At 62.7% G+C, this 19,465-nt stretch carries 15 protein-coding genes; 5 read left to right on the top strand and 10 right to left on the bottom strand.

Translation table 11 applies throughout. From position 1 onward, the window contains the following. Positions 1-331: 331 nt before the first annotated feature. The 4 genes from OZ411_RS33275 to OZ411_RS33260 form a co-directional block, all read right to left on the bottom strand. Positions 332-1,525: a serine hydrolase domain-containing protein gene (locus tag OZ411_RS33275; RefSeq protein WP_282531327.1), complete on the bottom strand. Its 1,194-nt coding sequence runs from the start codon at positions 1,523-1,525 to the stop codon at positions 332-334. A gap of 77 nt (positions 1,526-1,602) precedes the next feature. Next, entirely contained in the window at positions 1,603-3,057 is a 1,455-nt protein-coding gene (locus OZ411_RS33270) for a GntP family permease (RefSeq protein ID WP_130577996.1), read from the bottom strand. A gap of 4 nt (positions 3,058-3,061) precedes the next feature. Next, positions 3,062-4,081, bottom strand: coding sequence for a patatin-like phospholipase family protein (locus tag OZ411_RS33265; RefSeq protein ID WP_282531326.1), 1,020 nt, complete (start codon positions 4,079-4,081; stop codon positions 3,062-3,064). Positions 4,082-4,695: 614 nt separating this feature from the next. Next, a complete protein-coding gene (locus OZ411_RS33260; RefSeq protein ID WP_282531325.1) occupies positions 4,696-7,323 on the bottom strand; it encodes an MMPL family transporter in 2,628 nt (875 codons plus the stop codon). Between the two features lie 318 nt (positions 7,324-7,641). Here OZ411_RS33260 and OZ411_RS33255 point away from each other — a divergent pair, with 318 nt between their 5' ends. The 3 genes from OZ411_RS33255 to OZ411_RS33245 all read left to right on the top strand — a co-directional run bounded on the left by OZ411_RS33255 (position 7,642) and on the right by OZ411_RS33245 (position 10,741). Continuing rightward, positions 7,642-9,591, top strand: coding sequence for a PAS domain-containing sensor histidine kinase (locus OZ411_RS33255; RefSeq protein ID WP_282531324.1), 1,950 nt, complete (start codon positions 7,642-7,644; stop codon positions 9,589-9,591). Positions 9,592-9,660: 69 nt separating this feature from the next. After that, positions 9,661-10,059: a response regulator gene (locus tag OZ411_RS33250; protein WP_282531323.1), complete on the top strand. Its 399-nt coding sequence runs from the start codon at positions 9,661-9,663 to the stop codon at positions 10,057-10,059. 16 nt (positions 10,060-10,075) lie between these two features. Continuing rightward, complete coding sequence (locus tag OZ411_RS33245) at positions 10,076-10,741, top strand: response regulator (RefSeq protein ID WP_282531322.1); 666 nt, start codon at positions 10,076-10,078, stop codon at positions 10,739-10,741. 169 nt (positions 10,742-10,910) lie between these two features. Here the strand turns inward: OZ411_RS33245 and OZ411_RS33240 are convergent, their stop codons facing one another. The 3 genes from OZ411_RS33240 to OZ411_RS33230 form a co-directional block, all read right to left on the bottom strand. Next, positions 10,911-11,177 (bottom strand): hypothetical protein, encoded by a 267-nt coding sequence (locus tag OZ411_RS33240; RefSeq protein WP_282531321.1) that lies wholly within the window; start codon positions 11,175-11,177, stop codon positions 10,911-10,913. Positions 11,178-11,309: 132 nt separating this feature from the next. Next, positions 11,310-11,462: a hypothetical protein gene (locus OZ411_RS33235; RefSeq protein ID WP_282531320.1), complete on the bottom strand. Its 153-nt coding sequence runs from the start codon at positions 11,460-11,462 to the stop codon at positions 11,310-11,312. A 144-nt stretch (positions 11,463-11,606) separates the two neighbouring features. Next, positions 11,607-12,410, bottom strand: coding sequence for an AraC family transcriptional regulator (locus OZ411_RS33230; protein ID WP_282531319.1), 804 nt, complete (start codon positions 12,408-12,410; stop codon positions 11,607-11,609). A gap of 535 nt (positions 12,411-12,945) precedes the next feature. On the opposite strand from OZ411_RS33230, the gene OZ411_RS33225 reads away from it, so the two are divergent. Continuing rightward, positions 12,946-14,313: an aminotransferase gene (locus OZ411_RS33225; protein WP_282531318.1), complete on the top strand. Its 1,368-nt coding sequence runs from the start codon at positions 12,946-12,948 to the stop codon at positions 14,311-14,313. Positions 14,314-14,340: 27 nt separating this feature from the next. Continuing rightward, complete coding sequence (locus tag OZ411_RS33220) at positions 14,341-15,912, top strand: ABC transporter substrate-binding protein (RefSeq protein WP_282531317.1); 1,572 nt, start codon at positions 14,341-14,343, stop codon at positions 15,910-15,912. A 77-nt stretch (positions 15,913-15,989) separates the two neighbouring features. Here the strand turns inward: OZ411_RS33220 and OZ411_RS33215 are convergent, their stop codons facing one another. Genes OZ411_RS33215 through OZ411_RS33205 form a run of 3 tightly spaced genes read right to left on the bottom strand, consistent with a single transcriptional unit; the run spans position 15,990 to position 19,422 of the window. After that, positions 15,990-17,645, bottom strand: coding sequence for a dipeptide ABC transporter ATP-binding protein (locus tag OZ411_RS33215; protein WP_282531316.1), 1,656 nt, complete (start codon positions 17,643-17,645; stop codon positions 15,990-15,992). Positions 17,646-17,650: 5 nt separating this feature from the next. After that, the gene (locus OZ411_RS33210; RefSeq protein ID WP_282531315.1) at positions 17,651-18,484 is read right to left on the bottom strand and encodes an ABC transporter permease; all 834 of its coding nucleotides are present in this window, start codon (positions 18,482-18,484) and stop codon (positions 17,651-17,653) included. Continuing rightward, positions 18,481-19,422, bottom strand: a complete 942-nt coding sequence (locus OZ411_RS33205; RefSeq protein WP_130577984.1) for an ABC transporter permease — start codon at positions 19,420-19,422, stop codon at positions 18,481-18,483. Before OZ411_RS33205 ends, OZ411_RS33210 begins: the two co-directional genes overlap by 4 nt. Between the last annotated feature and the right edge of the window lie 43 nt (positions 19,423-19,465).

Raw genomic sequence — 19,465 nt, 5'->3', positions numbered from 1 at the left:
GTGGCCCGCTGGCACGGAATACCCGTGGCTATATCGCGCCAAAGGGGGATGGATGGTTGAGGGGGATAGTGGGCGCACGACGGTGATTCCTGGTTTTGGGATCGGCGCGTCCAGAGGTACTCGACGCTGAGGCGTTACGCCAGCGCCCTGCATTCATACCAGGCACGACGGTCCGCTTCTGGCCCGACTCGGACCTCCGGCGATGTCCGCTTTCGCGCCGCTCTTGGTGGCATAGCAGACCTCAAGCGTGCCCTGATCCGCAGCTTCCCGATTTATGAGTACACGCCCCTAGTCGTAAGCATCGGGCAGCGCGACTGTGAGGCCATTCGTATCAGCCCTTGCGCTTCACCGCTTCGTACGCGAGCCGTTTGAACTCGACGACAAATGGATGCCCCATCTCACGCTGCGCCATGATCAAGCCAGCGGTATTCGTTTTAGGCGAAATCCACCATTGGGTGCCACCACGCCCGCCCCAAAAGAGCTCGCCTCCCGCGTCCGGATGGTCGAACGCGGAAGGCTCCAGGATCAGCGCTCCCGCGAGCCCGTGCCCCTTGCCTTGAAGTTCTCCGTAGGCCGCAAAGCGTAGCCACACAGCCTCGGGTAGCTGGTTGGTCATCATCAGCTTGATCGTGTCCGGCTTCAGCAAAGTCGGACCACCCGGCAGCAGGCTTCGAATGAGCGCCACCATGTCCGGCAAGGTCGAGACCAACCCACTGCCGCCGCTCTGCCTCGGGAAAGCACGCAGATAAGCCCCCGGATATGGCGCGTCATCTGCGCGAGTAAGTCCCGGCTTCCCGGGGTCGACCAGGTCGGCACCGGCATAATAGGCGACGAGGCGATCGCGATCCGACACCACAAATCCGGTGTCCGCCATGCCAAGCGGGCCCAGAATACGCGATTGAATGAACGCATCGAAGCGCTGGCCGCTGATCACTTCGACAAGACGTGCCAGGACGTCGGTGGCCACCGAGTATTCCCATGACGTTCCGGGATGAAAAACCAGCGGCAGCTCGGCCAATACGTCCATCATTTCCGCAAGCGTGGTCGCCGGATTGAGTACTTTTCGCTCCTTGTACGCATTAAAAATCAAGGTGCCCGGGTCAAGAAGACCGTAGCTCAGCCCCGAACTGTGACTCAACAGATGGCGAATGGTGATCGGCCTGACAGCAGGCTCGGTCTGGTCCAATGACGTCGCGCCGGGGCGCAGCACGCGACGGTCCGCGAGCTGCGGAATGAACCGCTCGATCGGATCATCCAGTTGGAAGCGGCCTTCTTCGAACAAGAGAAGCGCGGCGCAGGATGTGATCAGCTTTGTGTTGGAGAAGACGCGGAATATGTGGTCGACCCGCAATGGTATCTGAGCTTCCTTGTCGGCCCAGCCAATGCATTGCACGTCTACCAAATCTCTGCCGACGAGCACTGCGGAAGAGAATCCAGCAAGAAGATTCTCGTCAACGTACCGCTGCATGGCAGCGTGGGCAGTCCGAAAGTCGTACCCGGTGGCTGTGACTTTCATGTCTTCCATGATTTCACCTCTATGGAGCCTGCAGCCGCCTCGAACGCTTCTTCGACAGGATCAAGCAGTGCCGTCGCTTTGCGGCGTCAAAACGACCCGAACGCGGTGCCGATTGCGATCACAGCGGCGAGAGCGATAACGGAGCTCACGATGCCGACCATCACAATGTCGAGGTAGCTTTTGCGATGCGTCAGGCCGCAGATCGCGAGCAGGCTCACGACGGCGCCGTTGTGGGGCAGAATGTCCAGCGTTCCGGCACCGATCACTGCGACGCGATGTAGAATTCCGGGATCAATCCCCGCCTGCGCGGCAATGCCCATGTAGGTTTGACCGAGCGCATCGAGAGCGATCGTCAAGCCGCCGGAAGCCGACCCTGTCAACGCCGCAAGCATATTTGTGGCGACCGCAAGCGACACCAGCGGGCCGCCCTCTATGCCCAACACCCAATCCCGCACCATGTCGAAGGCGGGGAGGGAGGCAACGACGGCGCCGAAGCCCACGAGACTAGCGACGCTCAATGCGGGCAGGACGGACGCATTGGCCCCGGCATCCATGGTTTGCCGCAGTGCGGGCAGTCGCGTCCAGTTGCAGAGGATGACTGTCGCAATTGCGGCCGCCAACGCGACGATGACTGACCAGACGCCGGCAACGGCTGATAGCGAGGTGTTCCCCCAGCGCTGCTCGGCCAGGAAAGAAAAGTCGAGCCGCGGCAGGACGAGGAGCGACATCACGAGATTGACGACGACAACAACGATCAAGGGAAGCATGGCGTTGAAAACCGGCGCCGCCTCTTCGCTGTGGTGCCCGTGGCGGATCTCCGCCGGATCGAATTCCCGCGCGGTCGCAGCCCGCCCGCGCAATCGTTCATCCTCGGCTGCAGATTCGGGAGGTGGCGATGGGGTGTCGCCGTAGCCCTCATTTGCGCGTCGCGCTGCTTTCTCGGCGCGATGAAGCCACCATAGCCCGATGCCGAGCATGATCATCGACGCGATAATTCCGAGGCCCGGAGCGGCGAAGGGCGTCGTGCCGAAGAAGGGCATGGGGATGGCGTTCTGAATCGACGGTGTGCCAGGCATCGCCGACATGGTGAAAGTCGAGGTGCCGAGAATGACCGCGGCAGGCACGAGGCGATGCGGAATCGCCGCCTTGCGAAAAAGCGACTGGGCCATCGGAACGATCACGAAGAACGCGACGAAGAGGCTGACGCCGCCGTAAGTGACCAATGCGCCCGCGAGCACGACGGCAAGGATGACCCGGCGCTCGCCGAGAGCGCGGGTAATGAAGTTCGCGACCGCGACGACCGCACCGCTGTCGTCCATCAGCTTCCCGAAGACGGCGCCAAGCAGAAAGATCGGGAAGAATTGTGCGAGAAATTCCGCCGCGCTGCTCATGAACGTCTGCGTCCAGTTGGCGAGCAGCGGCTGACGATCGAAGGCTGCGGCGATCAGCGCGGCGATCGGCGCGAGCAGGAGGACACTCCAGCCGCGGAAAGCAAGCCAGATCAGCAGACCAAGCCCGACAAGAATGCCGAGAAGCCCCATGGCCTCAGCACTCCGTCAGCAAGATGTCGAGATCGGCAGTCGAACGCACGCCGAGATCGGCGCCGTGCGTGTCGAGGAATTCATTGGCGGCTCGCCGCCCTTCCTCACGCAGCTTGGATGTGAACGCCCATTCGGCGTTGAGCTTTGATGACGCGCCGAACGCCGCAAGCATGTCGCTCTTGATCCGGTGCGTCTTCATCTGTGCCCAACGGGCGCCCTCGCCAGTACCGGGGTCGGCGACCTGACGAAGAAGCGCGATCATCCGCAGTTCCTTCGCCAGCGGCGAATTGAACGAAATCTCGTTGAGGCGGTTGAGGATCTCAGCGGCGGTGCGTGGCTGCTCCGGTCGCTCGGTCGGGTTGATCTGCACGAGGATGGTGTCGCGCGCATCGGTCTCGCGAACAAGCGGCGTGATCGTAGGGTTGCCTGCGTAACCGCCGTCCCAATAGGGCTCGCCGTCGATCTCGATGGCGCGGAACATCGTTGGCAGGCAGGCCGACGCCAGCAGGACATCCGCATTTATCTCCGCATTGCGGAAGATCCGTCCGCGACCGGTCCGCACCCGCGTGGCGGTGACGAAGAGCTTTATGGGCGCGCGAGCAAGACGCTCGAAATCGATGGCCCCGGCCAGTATCTCTCGCAGTGGATTGAAGCCGAGCGGATTGAGGTCGTAGGGCGACAGCACCCGCGACATCAAATCGGTGAAGAGATAGGCGGGAGAGGTGTCGAGCGACCATCGTCCCATGAGATGGTCGAGCGGCGAGCGTTGCAGCGGGCTGAATGCAGCGGCGCGCGAGACGCTCCGCCAGTATTTGTCCAAGGCGTCACGTGCCCCGGCAGCGCCGCCCTCCGTCCAGCCGTCCGCCAGCACCGCGGCGTTCATCGCCCCGGCGGATGTCCCGGATATGCCCGCAATCTGAATCCAGGGCTCTTCAAGCAGCCGGTCGAGGACACCCCAGGTGAACGCACCATGCGAGCCTCCGCCCTGGAGGGCCAGGTCTATCAGCACCGGGCTTCGGTTCATGAGCCCTCACTTCCGTGGCGTACGGGAGGCTCACTATGTCTTAGGTAGCGGGAACATGCGAGACAAACTTGTGGTCGATGTTTCCAGACCGAATTCGGTTGGCTGCAGATCGGGCTCTGTCAGCACGCAACTTCGGTAGCGCAGTCCAAGGCCAGGCCGCGCTCGCCCTCACGGGCGCTAGTTTGGCCCAGTCCATTTGCGCCATTGGGTCGGATGAATGTCGGCGTGCATTCCGCCCGAACGATCGATCCAGTTGGCTCCGTCCCTGCGGCAAGGAAAAGGAAGCGCACGGACCATGCCATCATAATTCAATGTACAGATTTCCAGATCCTCGTCAGAGGGAGCTGTTGAAGCGGATTGCCATTCGGCTGAAACGGAATGCATGGTCAACCTCCAGCAATGTTGCAGGCGAGCACGTCACCATTTTCGCTCGGTCACGATGGCCAGATGCAGCTTCGCCCCTTCAAGCAGCAGTCGCCCGATCCTCCGTCCGGCTGCGATATATGAACATAGCATGACAGAGCCGACGTTGAATGTGAACCGGTTCGCTATAATGCAACCGAGCTTTCAGAAAAACCGTCGCAACTGATCCCTGGATCGGACCAGGGGAAGATTTATTCCGCAGGGCGAGGCAATGGAGCGGCCGACCGCTGCGCCGAGGCCGCTCTGACCTGGCGCGGCGGTCCCATCAGGACCGGCTGGAACAGCACGGCGGCGGCCATTGTGCATAGCAGCGCGAGCGCCATCATCTTGCCCATGCTCGACATGCCCGGATAGCTCGATGCCCACATGCTTCCGAACGCCACCCCGGTGGTCATGGCGCTGAAGATCACCGCGCGGGTCAGGCTGGATTGTAGCAGGCCTGTCTGCCCTTCGCGCCAGGCCATGATGTAATAGATTTTGAACGCGACGCCGACGCCCAGCAGCAGCGGCAAGGCGATGATGTTTGCAAAGTTCATCGCCGTGCCGGTCAGCGTGCAGATCTCCAGCGTGACCGCGCCGGCCAGCAGCAACGGTATCAGCGTCAACAGCACATCCGTGACACGGCGCAACGCGATCAGCAGCAGGATCGCGATGGCGCCAAGCGCTAGCGCGCCCGCTTCGATGAAAGCGTCGATGACTGTCCTGCCCGATTGATAGAGGCTGATCGCGGGGCCGGTGGCCGAAGGCTCCGCGGCCATGACCGCCGTCGCGAAGCCACGCATGACGCTGTTATCCTGGGCATTGCCTTTCGGCAGCGCCTCGACGCGGGCCCTGCCGTCGGGCAACAGCCAGTCGCGAACAAGACTGGCCGGAAGGTTCTGGATGGTCACCGTTTGCGGATCGAGGCTGTTCCGCAACTGGTTGAGATCGTGGTTCAACGGCTGGACGAACGCCAATTCGGCGCTTGCTCGCGTTGCGGCGTCGGCTTGCGCCAGGCGCGTCAGCAAATCGGAAGCGCGTCGCGCCGCCTCAGCGCCCGGGCCGGTCGCGGTGCCCGCGACTTTCGAGAGATGTTGCGCGGTCGAGCGGATGGCATCCACGGTGTCCTTGTCCGTCGGCGCCGGATCGCGCGGCGGATTGAGCGCGCCATGGAGGCGTGGGGCAGCGGCCTTGATGACGGCAATCTTCTGATCCTGATCATCAGGAACAAAGCTGTTGAGCGTCATGGTGCGCGAGACCTCGGGCAGCGCCGCCAGCCGCTTGGCGATGCCGTCAGCTTCGCTCAGTGATGATGCCAGCACTTCGGCATCGTCGCCAGAGGTCAGCGGATTGCCCTGCAACTCGCGATAGGTCACGACCGATGCGGCGTGCGGATTCTGCAGGTTGATCGGGTTGAAATCAAACGGAAGGTGACGGAGCAGCGGCGTTCCGGCGAGGACCACAAGGATTGTGCCGGCGATCACCGCGATGCGATGCCGCTGCAGGAAATCATCCAGCGGCGCGAGGCTGCTGAAACCGACCGGCGCCAGTTCTCCTGGCGGTTTTAGCAGCGCCAGCATCGCCGGGACAAGCGTGATGCTGCAGAGGAAGGCAATCAACATTCCGCATCCGGCAATGAGACCCAGTTCGAACAGGCCGCGATAGCTGGTCGGCAGGAACGAGAAGAACGCCACCGCGGTGGCCGCGGCAGCCAGCGAGAGAGGGGCTCCCACCTTGCGCGCGGCCCGTCGCAGCGATTCCCGCAGATCGCCGCACTCATGCCGTGCGGAGCGGTAACGGACGCTGAACTGGATGCCAAAGTCCACGCCCAGCCCGACAAACAGGACGAAGAATGCAATCGAGATCAGGTTGAAGGCCCCGACCATGACGATGCCAAGGGCAGCGGTGACGGCGAGGCCGACGATCACGCTGAAAAACACCGCGGTGACGATCTTCCACGAACGCAGCGCCAGCCACAGTATGATCAGCGTTCCGAACAAGGCCGTCAACGTGTCGCGCAGCGCGCTTTGCCGGATCACCGAGAACTGGTCGTCGTTCATCGGCACCGTGCCGGTGAGCTGCACGTTGGCGCCGAACGTCTCGCCCAGTTTCAAATCGGCTGCGGCACGACGGATTCCGTCCGTCGCCTTGCGGCCCGGCTGCAACGCGGAGAAATCCAGGATCGGCTCGACCTCGATGAAGTGGCGCAATTGGTCCGCCTGCGGCTCAGAGCCCTGCACCAGCGCCCGCCACGAAAATGTCGCCGGCTTGCCGGCCAGCACGTCACTCAGGGTCTTGTCGGCAAGCGAGAGCGGCCACGTGAGCTGGTCAAGCTTGATGTCTCCGCCCTCGACGCCGTCGAGCGCATAGCCGAGCGCTTTCGCCACGCCGCGCAGGGTCGGATCGGCCGCCAGCGAGCCGATCAGAAAGTCGGCGCTCGACAATCCCGTGATCGACTTCTTGACGCTGGGCAGCGGTTCGAACAGGAGCCCGTTGCGCTGAAAGAACTCGCCTCCGTCCGGCTGGACAACCGCGCGGAACAAATCCGGATGCTTGGCGAGTTCCTGCGTCAGCGCGCTTGTCGCCGCTTCAGCGTTTTCCGGCGTCGGTGCCGAGACCACCACCAGGATTCCCTTGTCCGGAAATGCCTCGGAAAATGCCGACTGACGCTGACGCCAGGCAAGGTTGTTCGAGATCAGGTTGTCCGTGTCTGTCGTGATCGCGAAGCGCGTGACGTCATAGGCGAGAGCTGCGACCGCGAGCAGGATTCCGATGATGAGAACCCACCAGCGCCGCTGCGCACAAAAATCCACGACTCCGACGATTGCTGATTTCAACATGATGAATCGGCTTTCCCAACGCGCGTATCGCCCTCGGTCACGAACTACGCGTCAATGCTGGATTGATCTTTGGCAGAAACTCGTTCGTGGAATGGTGCGGCTTCGGGCGAAGCGTGTACTGAAGGTTGCGCGGCCAACTGAAATCCTGTCTTCCGAGGTTCGCATGAGCGTTTCAAATTCGCACGGTGCCCGCGGATGCGGCTCGAGCTCCCAGGTACAGACAAAACAGGGGAACGAGAATTCAAACCTAGGTATGATCATTCTTGCGGCCAGACACGATAAAAGTCGGCTCTGGAACGCGGCCTGATGAGGGATGACATGGCGGCCAACACTGGTCCAAAGCAGGGTAGTTTCAAGGCGATCCGCAGCCGGAGAGGGCAGTTCGCACTTGCCGCGGCTGTCGTTGCGTCGGCGCTGATTTTCCTGGCGGATGCGTTGAGCCCGATCGATGGCGCCGTCGCGGTCCTGTACACGGGCGTGGTGCTGACGCTTGCGCCGCTCGGCCGCAGGTTCGTGATCGGCAGCGGCTGTGTCACGGCCGTGCTCACGACGATCGCGTTCCTTATCGGGCATGCGGACGATCCCCTCGGAGGGGCGCATCTGCGCTACGCCGTCAGTCTCGTCGCTATCGCGATCACGGTGCTGCTGTCGCTCAGGGACAGGTCCGCGAGAACCACCTTGGCTGAGCAGGCAAGGATTCTCGAACTCTCGCACGACACCGTCGTCGTTCGGGACCGATCAGACATCATCCGGTACTGGAATGAAGGCGCAGAGAGGCTCTATGGCTGGACGCGTGGCGAGGCGCTGGGCAGGCGCTGCAGCGACCTCCTCGAGCCGATCGTTTCGGCAGAGGAAGTAAATGCCTCTCTTGAGCAGAATGGAACCTGGTCGGGCGAAATCATCCGAACGCGGCGAGATGGCACGCGGCTCATTCTGGCCAGCCGCTGGCTCGAGCGACGAGATCCGGACGGTCGACCCGTCGGCATCATCGAGACCAGCGCCGATCTGACCGAGAGCCGCCGTGCCCTGGCGGAAAGACGGAGCTCCGAGCAGCGTTACAGCACCATCTTCAACTCGGCGGGTTTTGCCGCCCTGGAATGCGACTTGAGCAAGGCCATGCGGCTGATTTTGGACAGCAAAGCGCCGGACCAAGACTGCAAATCGTGGTTATTGTCGAATCCGCAGATTTCGCGCGCGGCGGCCAACGAAATCGGGATTTACAACGCCAATAGCGCCGCGCTCGCAATGTTTGAAGCCGATACGGTGGCCGATCTGGCCGATAGCAATGTCATGCTTGGACAATTGCCGGATTCCGAACCGGCCCTCGCGCACATCTTTGCTTTGCTGGCCGCCGGTTCTTCGCTTGCGGAGATCGAGACGCGGTGCGCCACCCTGCACGGGCGCATCATCGATGCGGTACTGCGCGTATCCGTCCTGCCGGACGGACAGGACTGGTCCAGGGTGCTGCTCATGGCCTTCGATGTCACCGAGCGAAACGAAGCTCGGGCGAAGATCGAGCAGACCTCCGTCGAACTCGCTCACTCCGGGCGCGTGGCCCTGCTGGGCCAGCTTGCGGGTTCGATCGTGCATGAGGTCAACCAGCCCCTTGCGGCCATCATCAACTACGGCAAATCGGGCAAGCGTTGGCTTACCCGGCCCGATCCCAACCTCACGGAGGTGAGCGACTGCCTGGACAAGATCGTCTCGAACGGCAACCGCGCCGCGGAGGTGGTTGGAAGGGTGCGCGCGCTCGCCAAGAAGACCGCGCCACAGGTCAGCTCCGTCGATATGGGCGCCCTTGTCCAGGATGCGGTTTCCCTGCTGGCGCGGGAAACGCGCGCTGCGGCGGCGACCATCCGCGTCGAGGAAGCCAATATCGGGGGCCCGATCATCTGTGACCGGGTGCAGGTGCAGCAGGTCATCGTGAATCTCTTGATGAACGCGCTCCATGCTACCAGGGGAATCGCCGACCGCCCGCACGAGATCCGTGTCAAGATCGACGGCACTGCCGAGAATTTCATCAAAGTGGCCGTCGAGGACAGCGGCACCGGGATCGAGGGCAACCCCGAGCGTATCTTTGAGCCGTTTTTCACCACCAAGTCCGATGGAATGGGCCTTGGGCTATCCATTTGCAGGACGATCATAGAAGGGCAGGGAGGGCGCGTTTCGGCCTCCAACAATGACGGATGGGGGGCAACCGTGGGGTTCACGCTCCCATTGAACATCCCGGCGGAGGCGCGTTGGTCGAAACCTAATATCTTGATATGATGGGAAAATGGACAGAATCCGGTCATACCGACGGAAACACCGGGCGAATTGCCCGGGAGGAGCTGTCTAGTGCCACAAGGATCCACGATCTGCATCGTTGACGATGACGACGACGTGCGGGAAAGCATATCGAGCTTTTTTCGCTCGGTAGGCCTGCGCGTGGAGAGTTTTGGCGCGGCCGAGAACTTCCTGGAGTCGTCCTCGGTCGCGAAGGTCGATTGCGTCATCACCGATTTGCACATGCCGGGGATGGATGGTCTCGGTCTGCACCGGGAACTGCGGCGCCGGGGAGTAGGCGTCCCCGTGATCGTCATGACGGCCTATTCGACGCCGGAAGCGCGCGCCGAGGCAAAGAGCCTCGGAGCCGCGGCTTTCGTTGACAAGCCCGTCGATCCCGAGATCCTGCTCCACGACGTGGAAGCAATCCTGGGCGACCCTTCGCAAGGACCTCCCCCGACATTCCAATGACCCGGTCCTGGACAGCATGAGTGCATCACAGAGCTCGATCAGCACCGCCCTCATCTGCGTCGTCGACGACGACACCGACGTGCGCAATTCGCTCAGCAGCCTGCTGCGTGCCGTCGGCTACTCCGTCGAGACGTTCGCAGGACCCAGCGAGTTCCTGGCATCCGATGCCATCAACTCCGCGTCCTGCCTGATCCTGGATATCCGGTTGGGAGAAGCCGACGGGCTCGAGTTTCAGGAGGAACTGGTTGAGAGCGATGCCTCCATTCCGGTGATCCTGATCAGCGGATACGGCGACATACCAATGACCGTCCGCGCCATGAAGGCCGGCGCGGTCAATTTCCTTCCCAAGCCTTTCGAAGAGGAAGCGCTTCTCGCGGCCGTCGAAGAGGCCGTCTCCCGCGATCAGCGGCGGCGCGCGGAAGCGCGGCGGGACGAAGACATCCGGCTGCGTTACGATTCTCTTACGCCCCGGGAACGGGAAGTCATGGGTCTTGTCACGGCAGGACTGATGAACAAGCAGGTCGCCTGGCGTCTGTCGCTGAGCGAGATCACGGTGAAAATTCACCGCGGCAACATGATGCGCAAGATGCAGGCCAAATCGCTCGCCGAGCTCGTGCGCATGGCCGATTTGCTTGGCGTTCGGCAGGTGTTGGCGGATCAGCAGCCCGCCCGGGATAATTAGAGCGTTTTCGAGCAAAGCATGCACTCGGACTCGATCCGAGGGTGGACACCGGTTCGCGCGAAGAAAACGCGTATTCTATCGCGCGTCCACGACTTTGGCCTTGAAGTAGGTACCTGAGATATCGCCCCATCGTCGTCTTCGATCAGCGGGCATCTTTCACTGCTCTAGTCTAAGCGATGCGAACCTGTGCCGCATCCGGTCGTCTGCTGACGACGCGATCATATTGCCGTTGCAGGATCGCCTTCGAGCAGCGCCCTGATTCCAGGGAAACCAAACTGCTTCGGCTTGCCAGTGAATTCAGGGGAGCTTGACGGATGTGGCGCAGGGCAGCGTCATCCGTCCTTTCGATTCCAAACGAGTGAGACGATGCGGGCAGCCACGAGACCAGGATAACCACGAGGCGCCTGATAATGAAGTTTTTCAATCGACGGTTCATGGCTTCCACGCTCCCGATCACCGGGTCACTGCAATGCTTCGATGCAGTGTTTTACGAAGGGCGCGGGATATCGTCGATTATACTGGTTGGTTAAGTCGTGCGGTGCTCGCGACATGCGCAGGTCGTACCCAGTTAACACCAAGGTTTAATGTCCAGGCGCCGCGGCTTGGCTATTTCTATTCCAGAGATGCGATGAAAGGGCAGGTCAGCAGCGACGCGCGGCCAAGATTGCGCGGCGCTGTCGTGGCTATGGATTTTTTCGTGCACGATGCGGCGCTTGGCCATGGCGTCATGCAATCGAGAAGCCGGCACCGAAGATGCGTAGGGTGGGCAAAGCGAAGCGTGCCCACCACCACGAGCAAAGCACTAGACGGTGGGGCACGCTTCGCTTTGCCCACCCTACAGGTCGGCACCATCGCCACGCGCTCGTCAGATCGGCCGAGGTCCCTCGACGGTTCGCTCGTCAGCGCCGATTCTCCTGTATGACGGCAGCAGCGGCTCCGCCGGCCTGCCTTCCCTCCACTTCAAGGGCGTTTGTCCTACGATACGCTTGAAGACGGTGGTGAAGTGCGCCTGGGTGCTGAACCCGACGCTCAGTGCGATGTCGACGATCGACTTGTCGGTCGTTCGCAGCATGTCCTGCGCAGCCGAGACACGCTGCTTCAGCAGATATTGATGCGGCGTCAGTCCGGTTGCGCGGAAGAACAGCGCGGCAAAATGCATCCGGCTCAGCCGGGCTGCCCCGGCCATGTCTGCCAACGTCACTTTCTCATCGAGATGCGCGGCCACGTACTCGACGACGCGCTTGAGGCGCCACTTTGACAACCCGCCGTCCTGATGGGTCTTCGCAGGCGAGGCCGGTTTCGTATCGGCGCTGATCATCCTCGCCACCGTGACGAGCCTGATGGCGTCCGCGTAGATTCCTCCGAACTCCGACTGATCCCGCTCCGCCGCGGCGAGCGCCTCGGAGAGCCTGCGCACCACGGGATCCTGGTCCATTTGCGCTTCCGGGATCTCCCGGATTGCCTTGCCAAGGAGACTGTCGAAGCTCGGTGACGCCTCCACATCCCTTCCCACTGCCGCGATATGCAGAGCGCGCTCGGTCTCAGGCGCGCCTGCATTCGGCACAACGCGTACAGAAACGCCGAGATGCTTGAGATCGATGCCAATGACCGGGGTATCCGGCCGTGCTGCACTTGGCGAACGGTTATCCAGAAGTTCGGCAGCAGACATCGATACGGATCGCTCTCGGAGGAGCAGGGCGGGATGGCACGACATATCTGGCCTCCTGAAATCTCAAGCTCGACTGGCGTCGACTATCGGATGGCTAACAATATGGACCGCTTTGCCTGTTGATGGTGTCATACATTGGTATGGATCATCAGAAGTAACGAGTACGTAATCGGCAGGGTCTTCACGAAGATCTGACGGACGTCATCGTCCCGGTCATCAATTGCAATACGGCAATTCGAAAATTCGAGCGGCGATGTCATACGGAAGCATTTTAGAAAAACGCTCGACGACGAACGCCGCAATCACGAGCGCATCGTCGACCTATCGGGACGTTGAAAGCTGCTTCCGAGATATCGCAAACGCCGCGATCGTTGCGGCATCGATTGCGGCCGTGCACCCCGCGGCTTTGCCGTCTGGTGCCTGTTGGTCACCAGCGCCACTCATTTTGGCATCTCCCGCATCTGCATCAGCGGTTGAATGATCGAGCCCGATGATGCCGGCCAGTTTGGCTCCGCCGGCGGCATCGGAGAGAAAAATGCTGGATACAAGAACGACCGACGATTGGCAGGCCCTCGATGGGGCGCATCACGTCCATTCCTTCACCGATCCCGCGCTGATCGCCAGCGGCAAGACCCGTATCGTGGTGCGTGGCGAAGGCTGTCAGATCTGGGACAGCGACGGCCGCCGCTTCCTGGACGGCATGGCCGGCCTGTGGTGCGTGAATGTCGGCTACGGCCGGCAGGAGCTGATCGATGCCGTAACCCGGCAGATGGCGGAGCTGCCATTCTACAGCAACCACTTCCAGAGCACGACGCCGGCCATGACGGCGCTCGCGCATCGGCTGTCGACGCTGACCCCCGAGGGGCTCGATCATTTTCTCTTCACCAGCTCCGGCTCCGAAGCCAACGATACCGTCGTCCGCATGGTGCGCTATTTCTGGAAGCTGCAGGGCGCACCCCGCAAGCGCATCTTCATCAGCCGGACGATGGCCTATCATGGCAGCACGCTGGCTGCCGCCAGCCTGTGCGGACTGCCGCATATGCACGCCATGGATGGTGGCACGCTGCCGGATTTCACGCATATCGTGCATCCGCACTGGTACGGCCTCGGCGGCACCCTGGGAAAGGACGAATTCGGTTTGCAGGCGGCGCAGGCCCTGGAGCAGCGCATCCTCGAGCTCGGCCCAGAGAATGTCGCGGCCTTCATCGGAGAGCCGGTGCAGGGTGCAGGTGGCGTGATCGACCCGCCATCGACCTATTGGCCGGAAATCCAGCGGATTTGCCGCAAATACGATGTGCTGCTGGTCGCCGATGAGGTGATCTGCGGCTTTGGGCGCACCGGCTCCTGGTTCGGAGCGCAGACCTTCGGCATCACGCCGGACGTGATGACGATGGCCAAGGGACTGTCGTCGGGCTATCTGCCGATCGCCGCGGTCGCGATGAACCGTCGCGTGTTCGAGACCATCAGCGGCGGCGGGCATCTCGCGCACGGCTACACCTATTCCGGCCATCCCGTCGCCTGCGCGGTGGCGCTCGCGAATATCGACATCATCGCCCGCGAAGGCCTGGTCGATCGGGTCCGCGAGGACATCGGCCCCTATCTTCACGAGACCTTGGCGAGGCTCACCGACAGCCCGATCGTCGGCGAGAAACGCGGTATCGGCGCGCTGGCGGCCTTGCAACTGATCAAGAACAAGGCGACACGGGAACCATTCACGGTCGAAGAAGGCGCCGGCATCTTCTGCCGCGAGGCCTGCTATGCCCGCGGCCTCATCGTCCGCGCCGTTGGCCAATCCATCGTGCTGAGCCCATCGCTGGTCATCACCCATGCCGAAATCGACGAGCTTGCCGAGAAGCTGGCTGACGCACTCGAGGAGACGGCGCGTCATTTCCGCCTGTTATGATTGTTGCAACGTGATTTGGAGAACCGCATGAGGAAGAGAACTGCCCTTGCCGCCCTGCTTGCAGCGTTCACTTTTGGCGGGGCGGCCGCCGCCGAGGAACCGATCCGCGGCGGCACCATGCGCGTGGTCCTGACGGCCGATATCCGCAGCCTCGACGCCAGCCGCAGCGACAACATCACGGATCTGGTCCTGAACCACATCTATGAGCAACTGGTCGCGCACAAGGACGACATGACGATCGGACCTGCGGCCGCCGAAAGCTGGCAGGTGTCGCCGGACGGCAAGTCCTACACGTTCAAGCTCAAGGAAGGCGCGACTTATCACAACGGTGACAAGGTGCTGGCCTCCGACGTCAAATGGCTGTGGGAACGCCGCATGGGCGCGGCCAAGACCGGCACGCCGTGGCTCTGCAATGCCAGTTTCGACGGTTCGCGCGGGCTGAAGGTGGACTCGGTCGAGGCGCCGGATGACCGCACCGTGGTGTTCAATCTCGACAAGCCCAACACGCTGTTCCTTATCCGCCTTGCCGACATCGTCTGCAACTTCTGGATTGCGAGCCCGAAGAATGTCGATGCCGACGGCAACTGGATTGCCGGTTCGGCGATCGGCAGCGGTCCGTTCCAGCTCAAGGAGTGGCGCAAGGAGCAGTACGTCTCGCTCGAGCGCTTCGCCAATTACGTGCCACTCAAGGCAAAGCGCGACGGCTATAGCGGTGACCGCACCACCTACCTCGATGAGGTGCGCTTCGTCGTCATCCCGGACAAGACGGCTGCCGAAACCGCGTTGATCGCGGGGCAGGTCGATGTCGTGACCTATCTGCAGGTCTCGCACATGGAGGACATGAAGAAGCGCGGTGCGGTCGTCAAGACGGCGCCCGGACTTTCGCTCTCGGCCATCCTGGTCCAGACCAACGATCCGCTGCTCTCCAATGTGAAGATCCGCCGCGCTCTGGCCCACGCGATCGACTTCAAGGAGATGGCCGAGACCAAGCTCGCAGGTCTCACCGAGTTCAATCCTTCCGGCGTGCCGGAGTCGAGCGCCTATTTCGACAAGTCCTTCCAGACCTGGCCTACCTACGATCCCGCCAAGGCCAAGAAGCTGCTGGCCGAGGCCGGCTACAAGGGCGAGCCGATCAAGCTGCAGGCCAACAAGCGCTATATCGGCATGTATGACAACGCCGTCATGGTGCAGGCGATGCTGGTGGCGGCGGGCTTCAACGTGCAGCTCGACGTCATCGACTGGGCGGCCCAGCTCGACAATTACATGAGCGGCAAGTTCCAGTTGCAGTCGTTCGGCTACTCCTCGCGCGCCGACCCGATGATCATCTATGGCTCACTGATCGGCAGGAAATCGGTCACGGCCACGTCGCAGTGGGACAGTCCGGACGCGCAGGCGCTCTACTTCAAGGCGTTGGCGACGGCGGATTTCGATGAGCGCAAGAGCCTGTTGAAGCAGCTCCATGCCAGGATGGCGGAGGACGTGCCGATGCTCGGGCTCTACTACTATCCCGTGATCGAGGCGGTCTCGCCCAAGCTCGTCAACTACGAGTCCTGGCCGCTCGAGAAGCCGCGCGCCTGGGGCGTGTGGAAGAAGCCGTAACGTCTCCCCGATACGGCGGGCCGAAAGCCCGGTGCCTTGCGGCGGCACCGGGCTTTTCTTTTGCGATTGGGTGTCGGTTAGATTGCTGATGCCGCAGCCACGCCGTCGAACCTGCGGTCCAGCAGCATGGCCGCATTGAGCAGGCGCTTCGTGTAGTCGTGCTGAGGGCGATCGAAGATGTCGTCCCGGCTGCCGACTTCGACGATCTTGCCGTTCTGCATCACCGCGACGCGATCCGCGACCTGCTCAACCGCGCCGAGATCGTGCGAGACGAACAGGCAGGCGAATCCGTAGCGGTCCTGCAGCGCTCGGATCAGCGTCAGGATTTGCTTCTGCACGGTCATGTCGAGCGCGGACACCGGCTCATCGGCGACGACGAAGGCGGGACGTCTGGCAATGGCGCGGGCGATGGCCACGCGCTGACGCTGGCCGCCCGAGAGCTGGTGCGGCAGGCGCCGCAGAAAATCCGCGGACAGGCCGACGTCGTCAAGCACCTCGCGCACCCTGATGTAGCGAGCCTTGCGGTCCATCGTGGTGTCGAGCCGTAGCGGTTCGGCCACGATATCGCCGACGCGCTGCCGCGGATCGAGCGAGGAATACGGATCCTGGAAGATGATCTGCATCTCCTCGCGCTGCAGCCGCGCGGCGCGGCCGCGCCAGGTCACGATCTGTCCGCCGCGGAACGAGATGCTGCCGGCCGTCGGGTCGATCAGGCCAACGGTGGCGCGGCCGAGCGTGGTCTTGCCGGAGCCGGAACCGCCGACCAGTGCCAGCGTCTCGCCATGTCCGATTGTGAGATTGACGCCGTCAACCGCGCGCTTCGCCTCACCGCGGCCGAACAATCGCGCGCGGCCGGGATAGTCGATCACGACGTCGCGCAGCTCCACCAACGGTTTGGCGTCGCGTGCGAGGCGGATGCCGCCGGCGCTCCGCCGCGGCAGCGCGTCGACCAGGCGCTGCGTATACTCGTGCTTCGGCGCGGACAGCACGTCGGCGCTGCGGCCCTGTTCGACAATCCTGCCCTTGAGCATGACAGCCACATCGCGCACGTAATGCGAGACCATGCCGAGATCATGGCTGATCAGAAGCACCGCGGTGCCGTTTTCTTGCGTCAGCTCCACCATGAGGTCGAGCACGTCGCGCTGAACCAGCGTATCCAGTGCGGTTGTCGGCTCGTCGGCGATCAAAAGATCCGGCTTCAGCAGCATCACCGACGCCAGCATGATGCGCTGGCGCATGCCGCCGGAGAATTCGTGCGGATAGGCGCCGAGGCAATGCACCGGATTCGGAATGCTGACGCGCTTCAGCATCTCCAGGCAGCGCTCGCGGATCTCGTTGCGGCCGAGACGACGGTGGTGCAGCGCGAGCCCTTCGGCCATCTGCCGGCCGATCGTCATCGACGGATTGAGCGAAACCATCGGTTCCTGAAACACCATGCCGATATGTTCGCCGCGGATCTTGCGCAATGCAGGAGGCGAAATGCCGACCAGTTCGGTATGACGGAACTTGATGCTGCTGCCGGGTGCTGCGATCAGCGGTGTCGGCAATAGCCCGAGCACGGCGCGCGCAGCCATGGTCTTGCCGGAGCCGGATTCGCCGACCAGCGCCAGCATGCTCCCCGGCATGATCGCAAAGCTCGCATCGTCGACGATCCTGGTGCCGCCAGGCCCGACGGTGACCGTCAGATGGTCGGCTGCGACGACGGCTTGCTCCGGATTCGACTGTGACGTCATCGATTTCAGGCCTGCATCTTCGGATCGAGCCAGTCGCGCAGCGCATCGCCCAGCATGTTGATGCCCAACAGCGTCAGCGAGATGCACAGGCCCGGCAGCACGATCAGGTACGGCGCCTGCGTGATGAACGGACGGCCGGAGGCCAGCATGTTGCCCCAGCTCGGCGCCGGCGGCGGGACGCCGAGGCCGAGGAAGCTCAGCGCGCTCTCCGACAGGATCACCCAGCCGAACATCGTGGTGGCGAGCACCGTGATCGGCGCCATGCAGTTCGGCAGCACGTGACGGACCATCGTCACCAGTTCCGAGTTGCCCATCACCCGCGACGCCTCGATATATTCGCGCTCGCGCACCGACAGAACGGTGCCGCGGGCGACACGCACCACGGCGGGCATATAGGCGATGCTCAGCGCGACGATCAGCGCCTCGCGGCTGGCGCCGGCAATCGCCATGATGAACAGCGCCAGCAGCAGGCCGGGGAAGGCCAGCAGCGAGTCGTTGAGGATCATGAGAACGCGATCGGTCCAGCCGCGCAGGAAGCCGGCGATGATGCCGAACAATAGCCCGAAGAAGATCGCGAGCGCGACCGTCGCCAGCGCAATCCAGCCCGTGGTGCGGGCGCCGTACATCAGCCGGCTCAGCACGTCGCGGCCGAACTCGTCAGCGCCGAGCAGATGCGCAGCCGATGGCGCCTTCAATACCGAGCGCAGATGCAGCTTGAGCGGGTCGTAAGGCGCAAGTGACGGACCGAGCACCGCCAGCAACATCAGAACGGCAACGATGCCGCCACCGATCAGCAAGTTGGCGCGTCCGCGCGCGAGCCGGGGAAGGAATCGTGTCATTGCGCGATCTTGGGATCGAATAGCGGGTACAGCATATCGACGATCAGATTGACCACGACGTAGATCACGCTGATGAACAGGATGCAGCCTTGCACGACAGGATAGTCGCGCGCATAGATCGCCTCGACCAGCAGCCGGCCGAGGCCGGGAATGGTGAAGACCGTCTCGGTGACGGCGATGCCGCCGAGCAGGCCGCCGAGGATCAGGCCGATCAGCGTCCAGGTCGGCGCGAAGGCATTTCGGAACGCGTGGCGCCACATCACCTCCGCCTCGGACAGCCCCTTGGCGCGGGCATGGGTGATGTATTCCAGCCGCGAAACCTCGATGGTGCTGGCGCGCGCCATGCGAACGATCGGTCCGATCTCAACCAGGATCAGCGTAAGCGCAGGCATGAAGATGAACATCAGGCCTTGGCGGAAGTCGTCATGCAGCGACACGTAGCCGATCACCGGGAACCATTCGAGCCACATGCCGAACACCAGGAGGATCATCAGGCCAAGCCAGAAGCTCGGGATCGACAGCAATAGCGTTGATGCCGCCACGAGGCCGTAGTCGGCGAGGCTGCCTTGCCGCCAGGCGGCGAACATGCCGGCCGGCACCGCGATCAACGTGGCGAGCAGCACCGCGGCGACGACGATCGTGGCAGAGACCGCGAAGCGGTCGAGCATCAACGGAAGCACGGGATCGCCCGAGGTGATCGACTTCCCGAAATCGCCGGCCAGGATATGGCTGAGCCAGGTGACGTATTGTGTCGGCAGCGATCCCGACAGGCCCATCTCGCGGCGCAGCGCCTCGACTTGCTCTGACGTCGCGAGATCGCCCAGCATCACCGCGGCGGGATCGCCGGGGATCAGGCGCATCAGGAAGAAGATGGCGACGGAGACGATGATCATCGTCGGCACCGCCTGCAGCAGTCGTCCGAGCAGGAAGCGAATCATGAAAGGGCCCCTCGGCCGATATGCGGCGCCCGTGTCACGTCTG

The organism is Bradyrhizobium sp. Arg237L (assembly GCF_029990105.1).
GTDB lineage: Bacteria > Pseudomonadota > Alphaproteobacteria > Rhizobiales > Xanthobacteraceae > Bradyrhizobium.
Note: the sequence above shows the minus strand (reverse complement) of the source record. Positions and strands in the feature narration are given on the sequence as shown.

What these genes read in the sequence shown, in the direction of transcription:
- OZ411_RS33275 (WP_282531327.1), bottom strand. Translation starts at nt 1,525, where the DNA reads ATGGAAGACATGAAAGTCACAGCCACCGGGTACGACTTTCGGACTGCC.
- OZ411_RS33270 (WP_130577996.1), bottom strand. Translation starts at nt 3,057, where the DNA reads ATGGGGCTTCTCGGCATTCTTGTCGGGCTTGGTCTGCTGATCTGGCTT.
- OZ411_RS33265 (WP_282531326.1), bottom strand. Translation starts at nt 4,081, where the DNA reads ATGAACCGAAGCCCGGTGCTGATAGACCTGGCCCTCCAGGGCGGAGGC.
- OZ411_RS33260 (WP_282531325.1), bottom strand. Translation starts at nt 7,323, where the DNA reads ATGTTGAAATCAGCAATCGTCGGAGTCGTGGATTTTTGTGCGCAGCGG.
- OZ411_RS33255 (WP_282531324.1), top strand. Translation starts at nt 7,642, where the DNA reads ATGGCGGCCAACACTGGTCCAAAGCAGGGTAGTTTCAAGGCGATCCGC.
- OZ411_RS33245 (WP_282531322.1), top strand. Translation starts at nt 10,076, where the DNA reads ATGAGTGCATCACAGAGCTCGATCAGCACCGCCCTCATCTGCGTCGTC.
- OZ411_RS33240 (WP_282531321.1), bottom strand. Translation starts at nt 11,177, where the DNA reads ATGAACCGTCGATTGAAAAACTTCATTATCAGGCGCCTCGTGGTTATC.
- OZ411_RS33235 (WP_282531320.1), bottom strand. Translation starts at nt 11,462, where the DNA reads ATGGCCAAGCGCCGCATCGTGCACGAAAAAATCCATAGCCACGACAGC.
- OZ411_RS33230 (WP_282531319.1), bottom strand. Translation starts at nt 12,410, where the DNA reads ATGTCTGCTGCCGAACTTCTGGATAACCGTTCGCCAAGTGCAGCACGG.
- OZ411_RS33225 (WP_282531318.1), top strand. Translation starts at nt 12,946, where the DNA reads ATGCTGGATACAAGAACGACCGACGATTGGCAGGCCCTCGATGGGGCG.
- OZ411_RS33220 (WP_282531317.1), top strand. Translation starts at nt 14,341, where the DNA reads ATGAGGAAGAGAACTGCCCTTGCCGCCCTGCTTGCAGCGTTCACTTTT.
- OZ411_RS33215 (WP_282531316.1), bottom strand. Translation starts at nt 17,645, where the DNA reads ATGACGTCACAGTCGAATCCGGAGCAAGCCGTCGTCGCAGCCGACCAT.
- OZ411_RS33210 (WP_282531315.1), bottom strand. Translation starts at nt 18,484, where the DNA reads ATGACACGATTCCTTCCCCGGCTCGCGCGCGGACGCGCCAACTTGCTG.
- OZ411_RS33205 (WP_130577984.1), bottom strand. Translation starts at nt 19,422, where the DNA reads ATGATTCGCTTCCTGCTCGGACGACTGCTGCAGGCGGTGCCGACGATG.